Genomic DNA, 13592 nt, shown 5'->3' on the forward strand with positions numbered 1-13592 from the left:
GAGTAAACCGCCCGCTCATGCCCCGTTCCGGCAGAGACGGGCGGCATAAATATAAAAAATCAAACACGACAGAGGGTTAAGAGATGAGTATTGAAGCACAAGACTCCGGCCAGAGCCCGGGAGGTTTTCTCCAGTGGGTAGAACGTGTAGGTAATAAAATTCCCAATCCGTTTTTGTTATTTGTTTATTTGATTGCCATTCTGATGGTCGCCAGCGCAGTGATTTCGTGGCTGAATATTACGGCGGTAAATCCGAGTAACGGCGAAGTTATCCACGTTAAAAATCTGCTGAGCGTGGAAGGTATCCAGTGGATTTTGCCGAACGTGATTAAGAATTTCAGCGGATTCACCCCGCTTGGCTCGATTCTGGCGCTGGTGATCGGCGCAGGTCTGGCGGAGCGCGTCGGGCTGCTGCAAAGCCTGATGTATAAAATGGCGTCGAAAGTGAACGCCCGTTATGCCAGCTATATGGTGATTTTTATCGCCTTCTTCAGCCACATTTCGTCCGACGCCGCACTGGTGGTGATGCCGCCGCTGGGTGCACTGATTTTCCTGGCTGTCGGGCGTCATCCTGTGGCCGGTTTGCTGGCGGCGATTGCCGGTGTGGGCTGCGGCTTTACGGCAAATCTGCTGATTGTGACCACGGACGTGCTGCTTTCCGGGCTGAGTACCGAAGCGGCAAAAGCGATTAATCCGGCGGTTCAGGTCAGCGTTATCGATAACTGGTATTTCATGGCTGCGTCAGTGATTTTACTGACGATTGTCGGGGCCATTCTGACCGACAAATTTGTCGAACCGCGTCTGCCAGTTTATCGCGGCGAACGTAACGAAGAGATGAAGAAGCTGACGCCGGAACAGAACCGCGGCCTGATGGCGAGCGGGATTGCGGCGCTGGTGTTCATCGGGCTGGTCGCGCTGCTGGTGGTTCCGGAAGCCGCACCGCTGCGCAATCCGAAAACCGGCGGCATCATCCCGTCTCCGTTTATTCAGGGCATCGTACCGCTGATCATTTTGTTCTTCTTCGTGATTTCGGTGCCTTACGGCATGGTGACGAAGCAAATCCGCAGCGCCAGCGATGTGCCGGATTTGCTGGTTGATCCGATGAAGTCTATGGCCGGTTTTATCGTGATGGTGTTCCCGCTCTCCCAGTTTGTGGCGTTTTTCAACTGGAGCAATATGGGAAAATTTATGGCGATCGGGCTGACGGATGTGCTGGAAAATCTCGGCATGACCGGTATTCCGGCGTTCCTCGGGCTGATTTTCCTGTCGGCATTGCTGTGTATGTTCATCGCCAGCGGCTCGGCGATCTGGTCGATTCTGGCACCGATTTTCGTACCGATGTTTATGCTGCTGGGCTTCCATCCGGCATTCGCGCAGATCGTGTTCCGCGTCGCGGATTCCTCAGTGATCCCGCTGGCTCCGATGTCGCCGTTTGTACCGCTGTTCCTCGGATTCCTCCAGCGATACAACAAAGAGGCGAAACTCGGCACCTACTATTCGCTGGTGCTGCCGTACCCGATTGTATTTTTCGTGGTGTGGCTGCTGATGCTGGTTGGCTGGTATCTGCTGGGTTTACCGATCGGACCGGGCGTTTATCCGCATTTATAAATTCAGAAAGGTAAGCGGCCCATGCGGCGCATCGCGCGATGCCATGAGCCGTTTCTGACCGCCCAGCGCAGGATACCTGCGATGCGGCGGGTGCCAAAACGAATCGTTTTACGCTTAACCGGGGAAAGGGAAATCCCCAGTTGTTCCGCCGCCCAGCCGGGCAAAAGCTCGATACCGGCCTGAATCATCAGGCTGCCGACCGGTTTAGCCAGACGGCTTGGCGCAGGCGCATTACGCAATAACCGCACAACTTCCTGCGTTCTTTCATCGCAGCGCAACTGAGGCCGCATGGCCTGCAAATAAGCTTCTACCGCCGCAACGCTTTCGGGCACGTTCACCGCCCCGAGGCTTTCTGCCACGCGGGCGAATTCCTGGTAATAGCGGTCCTGTTCGGTTGAACTGAGTGAAGGATTGCGGTAACGCAGATGAGATTGCAGAAAGCTGTACGCTTCCGCGACGTGTACCCACACCAGTAAATCCGGGTCGCTGGCAGCGTAAGGCGTGCCGTGCGCATCGGTGCCGGTCACGTGCAGATGAATGAATTTTACTTTTTCGATGAGCGCCGTGGCATCACGGGTCGGGGCAAATGTCGTTCCGGAAATAAACTGACTGGTGCGGCGCAGGCGGCCGAGCATGTCTTCGCGAAATGTGGAGTGATCCCAGACACCGGCGAGCGCCAGCGGGTGAAGCATTTGCAGCAGCAAGGCACTGACACCGCCGCAAAGCATCGAAGAAAAGTCTCCGTGAATTCGCCAGGTTACGCTTTCAGGGCCAAACAGCCCCGGATCGCCCGCAGGATTCTCGAAGTCTATACCGCCTAACGCCAGGCCCGAAATACTCAGCACCTGGCGTTCTATTCTCTTTCTTAATAACTGACGAAAATCAGACATCCGTTAGTGCGCAGCAGTGATTTGCACGGTGTTTTTTGTCAGTTCCGGCCACAGGTTCATGACCACGTCGATCAGACGATTAAGCTCAGCCGCCGTTGCGCCATCGCGCGCCTGGACAGAGAAACCCTGAATGGTACAGGCGAGGTATTTCGCCAGCAGGGCACTGTCCGTCACCGCAGCCAGATTGTCGCTTTGTTTCTGTTTCTCGAAATATTCGAACAATGTCCGTTCCTGCGACAGATGGTGCTCACGCAGCATTTCGGCAATATCCGCGGAAGATGAAGACATCCCGGACGATGCGCTGATCATGAAGCAACCGCTCGGCGTATCACAGTCAGTAAACAGGTTTGCAATGGCACGCAAATACTGGTCAATCGCCTGTTCCACGGACAAATCAGGTCTGCTCAGCAGACAGCGTCCTTTTTCGTAGAAATTTTTAACGTAGTGCTCAACGGCTGCGCGGAAAAGCCCTTCTTTATTACCGAATTCGGCATACAAAGTTGGCGCTTTTGCACCGGTTGCTTCGACCAGATCAGCTAATGAAGTGGCCTCGTAACCATGGCGCCAGAATAAATTCAGGGCCTTGCTCAGAGCAGTTCCACGGTCGAACTGTTTTGGGCGACCGCGACTTTTCCGGACCAAAGCCGTCTGTTCAGTGCTCATACACCCTCCTTCCATCACCATTGTGATAATGGTTATAAAAATTGTTTTTAGAAATAACTTAACGATCATTATTAAAAATAGTTGCGCACAAGTCCAGCGGAGTTTATCATTTAATTATCGAGCGATAAGAAAATCACTCACACCCGCAAAGCTGCACAGCTATAAGCGCTTTATAAAAGCAAAATACCCAGGACGAAACATCATGAGTAACTTCAAAATCCTTCTTGCAGTTCTGGCATTAACCGCTGTACCGGTTGCCAATGTTGCCGCACAGCAGGTTATCATGATGCCAGTACAGAGTCAGGAAGTGGCGATGGTCAATGTGACCGGTGACAGTAACTTCTGTAACCCGGCAACCTGTACGAACAAAAAAGTCGCGCAGAGCCGTATTTCCACTTCTCCGTCTCAGCCACCTGCACCAATGACTTCAGGTCATAAACCGGCTTCCATTTACTACTAAGGAAACCGGCCCTGACGACAGAATGTCTGAGCAGGAATAACGATAAGGCGGCATTTGCTGCCTTATCTTTTTTCTAAGCCGACCCTAGTTTTAACACCCTCTCCCGCCGGAACCAACCATTAACTTAGCGATCATTAAAGATTCATTCAGCACAATATTGGATAAGCCCGAACTCCATCTGTCAGGCGAATCATTTTAAAAACATAAATTTAACAAAACAAAAACAACAATGCACTTTGGTGTGATGTTCGTCACAGCACAATAAGTTAACGCTCATTAAAAAAACATCTTGCACAAACCCTCAACACCCTTTACCATTTACTTATCGAACGTTAAGTAATAAATAACGTTGACCGAATAACGGGGCTGACGAAAACGTCACTCCAAAAAAATTAACGAACAGGAATACAAATCATGAAAAGTATCGCAATGACAATCGCTGCCCTGACACTCGCTACCGCTTCTTTCTCTGCTCTGGCAGCCACTGAGGTTCAGTCCGCTCCGGCAGGTTCACAAACTATCGGGACTATCAGCGCTTCTTCAAACGGTAACCTGACGACTTTGCAGTCAAAACTGAATGCGAAAGCGACCGAAGCCGGTGCATCTTCATACCGCATCATCGGTGCTTCTGGTGAAAACCACCTGTACGGTACTGCTGAGCTGTACAAATAAGCACAACGACATTCGTTAGCAGATTGTTCCGCACAATTAGTTAACGATTAATAAATAATTGAGTTGCAAAGAATGTGATCCAGGTCTAAGATTTAATTATCGAACGTTAACAAATAACGTCTGACCTAAACCACCTGCTGATAAACAGATTAAAACAGGAAGAAATCATGAAAAACATCACTATGACATTAGCTGCAATCGCCCTCGCTACCGCTTCATTCTCAACTCTGGCTGCGACTGAAGTTCAGTCTGCACCAGAAGGCCAACAGGCAATCGGTGTGGTAAGTGCTTCTTCAAGCAATGATTTGTCAAGCCTGCAAAACAAGCTGAACGCTAAAGCGAATGAAGCCGGTGCAAGTTCATACCGCATCATTGGTGCTTCTGGTGAAAACCACCTGTACGGTACTGCTGAGCTGTATAAATAAGCACGGAGTACGATTTGATAAGGGTAAAGCGGCATTTAGTTAACGATTAATAAGCTAGATGTTGTATCGGACAGAAGACAGCTTTGCACATTAAATGAACGTTGATGACAACGCCTGGCAAAGCGCAATAAACGAATTGAGGAAACCATCATGAAAAACATTACTATGACTCTCGCCGCCATCGCACTGGCAACCGCATCATTCTCTACCCTGGCAGCGACTGAAGTTCAGTCCGCTCCGGCTGGTCAGCAGGCGATTGGTGTCGTCAGCGCGACTTCAGGTAACAGCCTGAGCAGCTTGCAGGACAAACTGAATGCTAAAGCCAGCGAAGCCGGTGCAAGTTCTTACCGTATTATCGGTGCGTCTGGTGACAACCACCTGTACGGTACAGCTGAGCTGTACAAATAAGAGTCCTCAGCAGTAAGCAGAAGAGGCGGCGTTTGCCGCCTTTTTCGTGTCTGCGATTTGAGGAGACCTTTAAATTGATCCCGCCACACAGGGATTTCTCCCTGCTTTTCTTTTGCAGCACCTCTTACAAATCAGTTCGCTGAGCTTTTGAGCTGGTTATCCTGCTCGTGTTGCTCCAGCGCCAGTTCGATCAGACGCGTGATCAGATCACTGTAATTTAAACCGCTGGCCGCCCACAGTTTCGGGTACATGCTGATGTTGGTAAAACCCGGCAACGTATTAATTTCGTTGATAACGACGTCACCCTGTTCGGTCAGGAACACATCGACGCGCGCCATGCCCCGGCATTCCAGCACCTGAAATGCCTGCAATGCGATGGCACGAATGCGGTCATGCGTCTCCTGCGGCAAATCGGCGGGAACGGCAATCGATGCGCCGGCTTCATTAATGTACTTGGTGTCGTAGGAATAAAACTCGTCGTGCAGGATGACTTCGCCGCATACGCTGGCCTGCGGGTAATCGTTGCCAAGTACCGCGCATTCGATTTCACGGCCTTTAATCGCGGATTCGACCAGCACTTTATGATCGAAACTGAATGCTTTTTCCAGTGCAGTAATGAAACCTGTTTCGTTGCTCACTTTGCTGACGCCGACGGAAGAACCCTGATTGGCAGGCTTAATAAACAGCGGTAAGCCGAGCTGCTTAGAGACTTCAGCAAACGTATATTTCTGGCGATTCGCACGGGTCAGGGTGACAAAGGGTGCGACGGACAAACCGGCATCCCGCAGCAGACGCTTGGTCACATCTTTATCCATGCTTACAGCCGACCCCAACACGCCGGAACCGGCGAACGCAATGTTTGCCATGCGCAGCAGTCCCTGCAATGAACCATCTTCGCCCAGCGTTCCGTGAACAATCGGGAAGATGACGTCCACCTGCGACAATGCGCTGGCACTGTGCGTTTCAATCAGCTGATTTTCAGTTTGCCCCGGAATGAGCGCGACCTGATTATTCGAGCGGTTGAGGGCAATCAGTGACGGATTTTCAGCATTAATCAGGTAGTTACTGGCGTCATTAATATGCCACTCGCCTTTCTTATCGATGCCCAGCAAAGTCACGTCAAAGCGTTCTTTATCAATGGCATCCACAATATTTTTTGCTGATTGTAATGACACTTCGTGCTCAGCCGATTTGCCGCCAAAAATGATGCCTACCCGTAATTTACTCACCTGCTGCTCCTTGTCGCCAGCCTCACGCTGGCGGCGATTTTTCTGTGTACGACTAATCAACGACAAATAATTTAGCCCCGACGGGGGTTGAGGAACGGTGCGCTTCCGCGTTATCCGCCACCTGATAACTCATGCCCGGTGAGAGGGTAAAGGTGCGGCCATCTTCCAGGCGCGTGTGCAATTCCCCTTCCAGGCAAAACAGCACATGCCCTTTACTGCACCAGTGATCGGCCTCGTATCCTGCGGAATATTCGACGACCCGCACGCGGATATCGCCATATTTTTGCGTACGCCACAGCGCCATACCAGTGTCGCCCGGATGTTGTGTCGGCGTTACGTCGCTCCAGTCAGTCGTGCAAAACGGGATCGCATCAAGCTTCATGAGTTTCTCAATGTCGGAAAAGGAAGGAAAGCCAGCATAAAAGTGAGCGGTAAATTTATCAATCGCTTGCTGAAAACAATTCGAAAGCCCTTTCGCCGCAAAGTTAAGTAAAGGCGATTGTTCTTAGAGACAGGCGGCAGCCCGCGGATGGCAAGGCCTGCGCGCAAGCCGCTAAAAAGCCCGAACCTCATGTGTTGCATGAGATGTCTGTGAGACAGAGTTCACGTTTTATCGACTATGCTTATTGGCAGTGAGATGAAACAAGCGTTAAGAAGCAGGCCAAAGGCAGTAAATCGAACGCACCTCAATTCCAACGCGCTGATGACATTATCCGGCGCGCCACAAAACAAGGAGCAACAGATGCCATATCAGACGATAAATCCTTTTAATAACAAGCTCATTAAAGAATATCAGACGCACAACGACAAGCAGGTTGAACAAGCCTTGTCCACCGCGCATGCCCTTTATAAATCCGACTGGGCACAGGGAGATATCAAACAGCGGATCAAAGTGCTGCATAAATTGTCCGAGCTGATGGCTTCCCGTGTCGATGAACTGGCAGAAGTGGTCAGTGTAGAGATGGGCAAACTCATTGGTCAGAGCCGTGGCGAAGTGCAGATTTGCGCCGATATTGCGAAATTCTATGCGGAAAACGCCGAGGAATTTCTCAAACCTGTGCCGTATAAATCTGACCTCGGCGAAGCCTGGGTCGAGCATCATCCGATTGGCGTAATCATGGCGGTCGAGCCGTGGAATTTCCCGTTCTACCAGCTGATGCGTGTGCTTGCGCCGAATCTCGCGTCCGGTAACAGCGTGCTGGTAAAACACGCCAGTATCGTGCCGCATTGCGCAGAAACCTTTGAGAAGCTGGTTTCTGAAGCCGGTGCGCCAAAAGGTGCCTATACCAATCTGTTTATTTCTCAGGATCAGGTCGCATCGATCATTGATGACGATCGCGTTCAGGGCGTCGCACTGACCGGTTCGGAAAAAGCCGGGGCGATTGTAGCGGCGCGCGCAGCCGGGAAACTGAAAAAATCCACGCTCGAACTGGGCGGGAATGACGTCTTCGCGGTACTGGATGATGCCGATATTGATCACGCCGCCAAAGCCGGTGCTCAGGCGCGTGTTTCCAACGCCGGGCAGGTTTGTACTGCCGCCAAGCGCTTTATCATTCATGAAAAAGTGGCCGATGAATTCCTGAAAAAATTCACTGAACACTTCAAGGCACTGAAAATCGGCGATCCGCTGGATAAATCGACCACGCTGGGGCCATTGTCTTCAGCCGACGCGGTGAAAACGCTCAGCAAGCAGGTAGACGATGCCGTGAAGCACGGTGCAAAACTGCATTTCGGCGGCAAGAAAGTGACGGGGAATCCGGGCAACTTCTTCGAGCCAACGATCCTCACACACATCACGCGTGATAATCCGGCTTACTTCGAGGAGTTTTTCGGCCCGGTTGCGCAGGTTTATATCGTCAAAAACGACGAGGAACTGGTGAAACTGGCCAACGACTCGCACTACGGCCTGGGCGGTTCGGTATTCACGACCGATCTCAATCGCGCCCGTAAGCTGGCGAGCCAGATCGAAACCGGAATGGTATATGTTAACTCACCAACGGATACCGCCGCCGAGCTGCCATTCGGGGGGGTAAAACGCTCCGGTTTTGGCCGCGAGCTGTCAGATCTGGGGATCAAAGAGTTTGTGAACCAAAAACTGGTGGTGCTTGCCGCCAAGTCTTAATACCCGTTTGCACCGCCCCGTAACACTTCCCTCTCCGCCCGGAGAGGGAAATTCCCTCCCTCCGCCAGTCTTTTGTGATCCCTTGATTAATGACAAAGCGGCATACCCGCCAGCCTCTCTATAATCAGGCCCGTTTGTCTTCCCACTGGTAAATCACATGGCGTATGAACTCAATCTGGACTGGCCGGAATTTTTAGAAAAATACTGGCAGAAACAACCTGTTGTATTAAAAAAAGCATTTACAAACTTTGTCGATCCGATCACTCCCGATGAATTAGCCGGCCTTGCGATGGAACCTGAAGTGGACAGCCGTCTGGTGAGCCATAAAAATGGTGAATGGCAGGCGAGCAACGGTCCTTTTGAGCATTTCGACGGGCTGGGTGAAACCGGCTGGTCGTTGCTGGCACAGGCGGTGAACCACTGGCATCTGCCTGCGGCTGAACTGGTTCGTCCGTTCCGCGTGCTGCCAGACTGGCGCCTGGATGACCTGATGATCTCCTATTCCGTGCCCGGCGGTGGCGTTGGCCCGCATATCGATCAGTACGATGTGTTTATCATTCAGGGAATGGGCAGCCGTCGCTGGCGCGTGGGCGATGCTTTGCCGATGCGTCAGTTCTGCCCGCATCCGGCGTTGCTGCATGTCGATCCGTTTACGCCGATCATCGATGAAGATCTCGAGCCGGGCGACATTCTGTACATTCCGCCGGGCTTCCCGCACGACGGCTTCACCCATGAAACCGCCCTCAACTATTCCGTCGGTTTCCGTGGCCCGAATACCCGCGACTTTATCAGCAGCTTTGCCGACTACGCACTGGAAAATGATTTAGGTGGCGACCACTACAGCGACCCGGATTTAACGCTGCGCGATCATGTGGGCAAAGTAGAAGAATACGAGCTGGATCGCGTGCGCAATATGATGCATGACCTGATCAATCAGCCGGAAGCGTTCAGACAATGGTTCGGACGTTTTGCAACCACGCCGCGCCATGAGCTGGACATCGCCCCCGCCGAACCGCCATATGAAACGCACGAAATCGTGGATGCGCTGATGCAGGGCGACAGCCTGACCCGTCTGAGCGGTCTGCGTGTGCTGAACGTCGGCGACCGTTTCTTCGTCAACAGTGAAGCGCTGGAAACCGAGCAATATCAGGCAGCGGATGCACTTTGCCGTTTCAGGCTGATCGGTAAAAAAGAGCTGGGCGATGCCGTTCAGGATCCGGCGTTCATGGCCGTGTTCACCGATCTGGTGAATCAGGGTTACTGGTATTTCGACGAGTAATATTTTTTGCTGCCCGGTTATGACAAAAGGCGGCATCCGGTGGATGCCGCCTTTTTAGTTTTAAGAGCGGTCCGAATCAGGGTTTATACAATTCGACCGGCGGCTTCATTTTCCGCTCTTCCGGCACAAACAGATCAATCTCTTCGCCCAGAATATATTTGGCGCGCAGCATCGCTGAAATCTTGTCCATCGTCATGACGATAGCCACCAGAATCAGCGTGATAAACATCACCACATCCCAGTTCCACAACCGCATATTTTCCGCATAAACCAGACCGATACCGCCCGCGCCCACAAAACCGAGAACGGCAGCAGAACGGGTGTTGGATTCAATCTGATACAGCGACAGCGCCAGAAACGTCGGGAAAGACTGCGTGAAAATACCAAAACGGTGCGTCTGTAGCGGAGATGCGCCCAGCGCACGCAGGCCGCGGCTTGGTGAACGTTCCACTGCTTCGTGGCCTTCAGCGTAAAGCTTGCCGAGTAAGCCTAAATCCTGCATCACAATTGCCAGCACGCCGGCCAGAGGCCCCATGCCGACAGCGCGGACAAATATCAGCCCCCAGATCGCCATATCCAGGCCGCGAAGCACGTCCAGAATGCGGCGGATCACCAGTGAAACCGGCCGGAGAACCGGCGTGGACATCACATTTCGTGCCGCAAGAAAAGACAGCGGCAGTGCGAGGAAAGAGGCGGTGACCGTCCCGGCAAACACAATCGCCAGCGTGATCGCAATCTGCGAGAAGTAGTACATAAACGGCCATTCGGAAACGTTATGCCACACGAACATGCGCAGGAAATAACGCCCGACTTCGCGGGTGCCGCGCACGACTTCGCTCCACGGAATGCCGAAATAGCTGAAGAAATAGACGTAATACAACACAATCACGACAGCCAGAATTGCCAGATAACGCAGGTAACGACGCTGCGCGGAAAACAGATGTGCGTGCTGCTGTTTCAGGCCAGCAATAACATGAGGTTCAAGCGCGTCAGTTAACATCAGAAAGTGCCCTCCACCACGCGTTTGCGTAATTTACCCGACAGATAATCCATCCCGGAAACCACCAGAATAATCAGCAGCAACGTCATGCTGACCTGGTCATAGCGGTCGAGCTTGATGGACGTCATCAGTTCCTGACCAATCCCGCCCGCGCCCACCAGGCCGAGGATGGTCGACTGGCGGAAATTAATTTCCAGACGCATAAAGCTGTAGGACAAAAAGATAGGTTTAACCTGTGGCCACATGGCAAAACGCATGCGCTGCAAGCGCCCTGCTCCGCAGGCTCTCAGGCCGCGCACCGGTTTGTCCGACGCGGTTTCGATAGATTCGTAGAACAATTTTGTCAGACTGCCGACGGTGTGTAAGGTCAGCGCGATAAAGCCCGGAATAGCCCCGACGCCAAAGGCCATTACGCACATCACGGCCCAGGCCAGTTCAGGCATGGTTCGCAGGAAAGCCACAAACGTGCGGATACTGAATTTCACCCATTTTGGGGAATCCGTATTGCTGGCGGCAAGAAACGCCAGTACAACGGCCAGCGCGGTAGACAAAATCGTTGAAGACAATGCCAGCTGAATAGTTTCCCAAATCAGCGGTAACTGGATATTGAGACGGTATCCCCAGTAAGCCAGAGAACCTTCGGTGTGTCCGTCTGCGAATAATAATGACCAGTGCAGAACCGGAACTGTCTGGCCGATATAATCAAAAAAGCTGGGAGCTGAAACAATAATAGTTTTCAGATTAAGTTCGGAAACATTGCCAGACCATAAATATAACAGCAGCATCAGCCCTGACCAGATCAGCGCCTCGCGCTTTTGCTTACCGCGTATATTCTGGTAATAACGATTGAAGTCTTTATTCAAAATAATATTTCCGGTTTACATGGAGATTTTTTTATTCCTCCCCCGTGAAAGGGGAGGAAGTCAGGGTATTAACGGCCACCCTTCGTCAATTCACGCTTCATATCAATAATCTGCTGATATTCAGCCAGAGACGTTTCGCCGATATGTTGTTTACCGCCAACGGCCTTCACGAAGCAGGCGTGATCGTCTTTATCCAGTTTCTTAATGGCTGAAACCAGCTTCGCTTTAAATGCCGGTGGCAAATCGCTGCGAACCAGAATCGGGCCGTTAGGAATTAACGGGGATTCCCAGATAATGCGGATTTTCTTCATCAGATCCGGATGGTCCATGCGGATCATGCGGTTGAACGCGCCGGAGGTATAGCCGGTTTCGCGATCGCCAATCATGGAAGCCCAGGTTACCGCGCCTTCAAACTGCCCGTTCAGCACGCCGAGGATATCCTGCTCGTGGCCGCCGGAGAAGGTCACGCTGGAGAAGAAGTTGTTGTATTTGTTATCCGTCGTACCGCCAAACTCTTTCTTGAAAGTCTGGTTCGGGATCAGGTAACCGGACGTGGAATCCGGATCAGCAAAGCCAAATGATTTGCCTTTCAGGTCAGACAGTTTCTGGTACGGGCTGTCCGCTTTTACGACAACAACAGAGTGATAACCGCGGGATTTGTCGGTGTCATCGATTACGATACCGACCAGATCTACCGCTTTCGGGTTATTAATATACACAGACGCGAAAGAAGAAGGCGACATGCTTAATACCATGTCGACTTTCTTGCCTAATAATCCCTGAATAACACCCGAGTAATCGGATGAATTACGCAGTTTGGTATCCACATTTAATTCTTTATCGAAGAAATCTTTTACACACTGATTATCGCCGATTTGCTGAGTGGCGTTCTGACCACCCAGAATACCTAAATTCAATTCTTTAGGCGCATCTTCTGCCATGCTGTGCATTGCGGTAAGGGAACCTGCAACAAAGACCGCCAGACGTAATAACTTCTTCATTTAATGATGACCTTGTGTAGATTGAGAGAAAGTGAAAATAAGTACGGCTAAAATTTATTTCCGAAATAAAATACGGAATTTATTTATTAAAACATTCGTTACAACGCGTGAGCATCAGGAATTAACGTCGTGTTCTTCGCCATATAACTGCTGCAAGATCCCGTCGGTTAACTGATCCGGATGACCATCAAAGATAATCTGCCCTTTCGCAATGCCGATCACGCGGGTGCAGTAATCTTTTACCAGTTCTACGGAATGCAGGTTAACCATCACCGCGATGTTCTCTTCGCTGACCTTTTTCAGGGCATTCATGATGCGCAGGGTATTTTTAGGATCCAGCGAGGCAACCGGTTCATCGGCCAGTAAAATTTTCGGGTTTTGCATCAGGGCGCGACAAATAGCGACTCGCTGCATCTGACCCCCTGAGAGATTTTCAGCACGTTGCAGCGCATGCGGCAACATGTGCAACCATTCCAGCAGGGAAATCGCGCGGGCGCGGTCTTCGTCATCGAACTGATTAAAGAAGGATTTAAACGTGGAGGTGTGGCTCAGGCGCCCCAGCAACACGTTGGTTAACACGTCCAGACGCGGAACCAGGCAGAAATCCTGAAAAATCATGCCGCAGCCCGAACGCCAGCGACGCAGCGCTTTGCCGGTCAGACCCGCCAGTTCCTGCTGCTCACCGTTTTCGTAATGACACACCACACTGCCGTCGGTTAACGGGATCGTGCCGTTAAGCACGTGCAGCAGAGTCGATTTCCCCGCACCGGAACGGCCAATGACCGCAACAAATTCACCGGCGTGAAGATCGAAATTGATGTCATTAAGAACACGCTGACCTGATTTATAGGATTTCACCAGGCCTTTCACGTCCAGCACTTTGTTCAGATGTTGCTGCCCGGCCTGAGGATATTCAGCCTGTGCCAGCTTAAGTTGAGCTTGCGCCATGATGCTGTCTCTCGGTTGCTTTCGT

15 protein-coding genes are annotated in these 13592 nt (G+C 51.6%); 7 read left to right on the forward strand and 8 right to left on the reverse strand.

Annotation, left to right across the window (positions count from 1 at the left end):
- Positions 1–83 precede the first annotated feature (83 nt).
- Positions 84–1607: a p-aminobenzoyl-glutamate transporter gene (gene abgT / locus M2403_RS03060; protein WP_101077294.1), complete on the forward strand. Its 1524-nt coding sequence runs from the start codon at positions 84–86 to the stop codon at positions 1605–1607.
- Between the two features lie 2 nt (positions 1608–1609).
- Here abgT and M2403_RS03065 read toward each other — a convergent pair whose 3' ends face one another.
- Positions 1610–2497, reverse strand: coding sequence for an oxygenase MpaB family protein (locus M2403_RS03065; RefSeq protein WP_259228546.1), 888 nt, complete (start codon positions 2495–2497; stop codon positions 1610–1612).
- Positions 2498–2500: 3 nt separating this feature from the next.
- Positions 2501–3160, reverse strand: coding sequence for a TetR/AcrR family transcriptional regulator (locus M2403_RS03070; protein ID WP_165059540.1), 660 nt, complete (start codon positions 3158–3160; stop codon positions 2501–2503).
- A 202-nt stretch (positions 3161–3362) separates the two neighbouring features.
- Here M2403_RS03070 and M2403_RS03075 point away from each other — a divergent pair, with 202 nt between their 5' ends.
- From M2403_RS03075 to M2403_RS03090, 4 genes are all read left to right on the forward strand, one after another.
- Positions 3363–3620 carry a hypothetical protein gene (locus M2403_RS03075; RefSeq protein ID WP_152325514.1) on the forward strand — a complete coding sequence of 86 codons (258 nt, stop codon included), beginning with the start codon at positions 3363–3365 and terminating at the stop codon, positions 3618–3620.
- A 414-nt stretch (positions 3621–4034) separates the two neighbouring features.
- A complete protein-coding gene (locus M2403_RS03080; RefSeq protein WP_259228547.1) occupies positions 4035–4292 on the forward strand; it encodes a YdgH/BhsA/McbA-like domain containing protein in 258 nt (85 codons plus the stop codon).
- Between the two features lie 167 nt (positions 4293–4459).
- Complete coding sequence (locus M2403_RS03085; protein WP_013576350.1) at positions 4460–4717, forward strand: YdgH/BhsA/McbA-like domain containing protein; 258 nt, start codon at positions 4460–4462, stop codon at positions 4715–4717.
- A 150-nt stretch (positions 4718–4867) separates the two neighbouring features.
- Positions 4868–5125, forward strand: coding sequence for a DUF1471 domain-containing protein (locus M2403_RS03090; protein ID WP_152325512.1), 258 nt, complete (start codon positions 4868–4870; stop codon positions 5123–5125).
- A 131-nt stretch (positions 5126–5256) separates the two neighbouring features.
- Here M2403_RS03090 and ddlA read toward each other — a convergent pair whose 3' ends face one another.
- Together ddlA and M2403_RS03100 are read right to left on the reverse strand one after the other, a co-directional pair.
- Complete coding sequence (gene ddlA, locus M2403_RS03095) at positions 5257–6354, reverse strand: D-alanine--D-alanine ligase (RefSeq protein WP_208951633.1); 1098 nt, start codon at positions 6352–6354, stop codon at positions 5257–5259.
- Positions 6355–6406: 52 nt separating this feature from the next.
- Positions 6407–6736, reverse strand: coding sequence for a DHCW motif cupin fold protein (locus M2403_RS03100; protein WP_259228548.1), 330 nt, complete (start codon positions 6734–6736; stop codon positions 6407–6409).
- Positions 6737–7096: 360 nt separating this feature from the next.
- Between M2403_RS03100 and M2403_RS03105 the strand changes: the two genes are divergently transcribed.
- On the forward strand, positions 7097–8476 hold the full coding sequence (locus tag M2403_RS03105) for an NAD-dependent succinate-semialdehyde dehydrogenase (RefSeq protein ID WP_152325509.1): 1380 nt from the start codon (positions 7097–7099) through the stop codon (positions 8474–8476).
- A 157-nt stretch (positions 8477–8633) separates the two neighbouring features.
- Complete coding sequence (locus M2403_RS03110; protein WP_259228549.1) at positions 8634–9755, forward strand: cupin domain-containing protein; 1122 nt, start codon at positions 8634–8636, stop codon at positions 9753–9755.
- 76 nt (positions 9756–9831) lie between these two features.
- On the opposite strand, the gene phnE (M2403_RS03115) is transcribed toward M2403_RS03110, so the two are convergent.
- The 4 genes from phnE (M2403_RS03115) to phnC form a co-directional block, all read right to left on the reverse strand.
- Entirely contained in the window at positions 9832–10755 is a 924-nt protein-coding gene (gene phnE / locus M2403_RS03115) for a phosphonate ABC transporter, permease protein PhnE (RefSeq protein WP_152325507.1), read from the reverse strand.
- The gene (gene phnE, locus M2403_RS03120) at positions 10755–11618 is read right to left on the reverse strand and encodes a phosphonate ABC transporter, permease protein PhnE (protein WP_152325506.1); all 864 of its coding nucleotides are present in this window, start codon (positions 11616–11618) and stop codon (positions 10755–10757) included. Before phnE (M2403_RS03120) ends, phnE (M2403_RS03115) begins: the two co-directional genes overlap by 1 nt.
- Before the next feature lie 68 nt (positions 11619–11686).
- Positions 11687–12619, reverse strand: coding sequence for a phosphonate ABC transporter substrate-binding protein (gene phnD / locus M2403_RS03125; RefSeq protein ID WP_015698041.1), 933 nt, complete (start codon positions 12617–12619; stop codon positions 11687–11689).
- Positions 12620–12733: 114 nt separating this feature from the next.
- Positions 12734–13567, reverse strand: coding sequence for a phosphonate ABC transporter ATP-binding protein (gene phnC / locus M2403_RS03130; RefSeq protein ID WP_165059528.1), 834 nt, complete (start codon positions 13565–13567; stop codon positions 12734–12736).
- Positions 13568–13592: the final 25 nt, after the last annotated feature.

The sequence above is a fragment of the Rahnella sp. BIGb0603 genome (genome assembly GCF_024808755.1).
In the GTDB taxonomy this organism is placed as follows: domain Bacteria; phylum Pseudomonadota; class Gammaproteobacteria; order Enterobacterales; family Enterobacteriaceae; genus Rahnella; species Rahnella contaminans.

Coding starts and splice junctions, on each gene's coding strand:
- M2403_RS03090 (WP_152325512.1), top strand. CDS start 4,868: ATGAAAAACATTACTATGACTCTCGCCGCCATCGCACTGGCAACCGCA.
- abgT (WP_101077294.1), top strand. CDS start 84: ATGAGTATTGAAGCACAAGACTCCGGCCAGAGCCCGGGAGGTTTTCTC.
- M2403_RS03070 (WP_165059540.1), bottom strand. CDS start 3,160: ATGAGCACTGAACAGACGGCTTTGGTCCGGAAAAGTCGCGGTCGCCCA.
- M2403_RS03065 (WP_259228546.1), bottom strand. CDS start 2,497: ATGTCTGATTTTCGTCAGTTATTAAGAAAGAGAATAGAACGCCAGGTG.
- M2403_RS03100 (WP_259228548.1), bottom strand. CDS start 6,736: ATGAAGCTTGATGCGATCCCGTTTTGCACGACTGACTGGAGCGACGTA.
- phnD (WP_015698041.1), bottom strand. CDS start 12,619: ATGAAGAAGTTATTACGTCTGGCGGTCTTTGTTGCAGGTTCCCTTACC.
- phnC (WP_165059528.1), bottom strand. CDS start 13,567: ATGGCGCAAGCTCAACTTAAGCTGGCACAGGCTGAATATCCTCAGGCC.
- M2403_RS03110 (WP_259228549.1), top strand. CDS start 8,634: ATGGCGTATGAACTCAATCTGGACTGGCCGGAATTTTTAGAAAAATAC.
- M2403_RS03105 (WP_152325509.1), top strand. CDS start 7,097: ATGCCATATCAGACGATAAATCCTTTTAATAACAAGCTCATTAAAGAA.
- phnE (WP_152325507.1), bottom strand. CDS start 10,755: ATGTTAACTGACGCGCTTGAACCTCATGTTATTGCTGGCCTGAAACAG.
- M2403_RS03080 (WP_259228547.1), top strand. CDS start 4,035: ATGAAAAGTATCGCAATGACAATCGCTGCCCTGACACTCGCTACCGCT.
- M2403_RS03085 (WP_013576350.1), top strand. CDS start 4,460: ATGAAAAACATCACTATGACATTAGCTGCAATCGCCCTCGCTACCGCT.
- M2403_RS03075 (WP_152325514.1), top strand. CDS start 3,363: ATGAGTAACTTCAAAATCCTTCTTGCAGTTCTGGCATTAACCGCTGTA.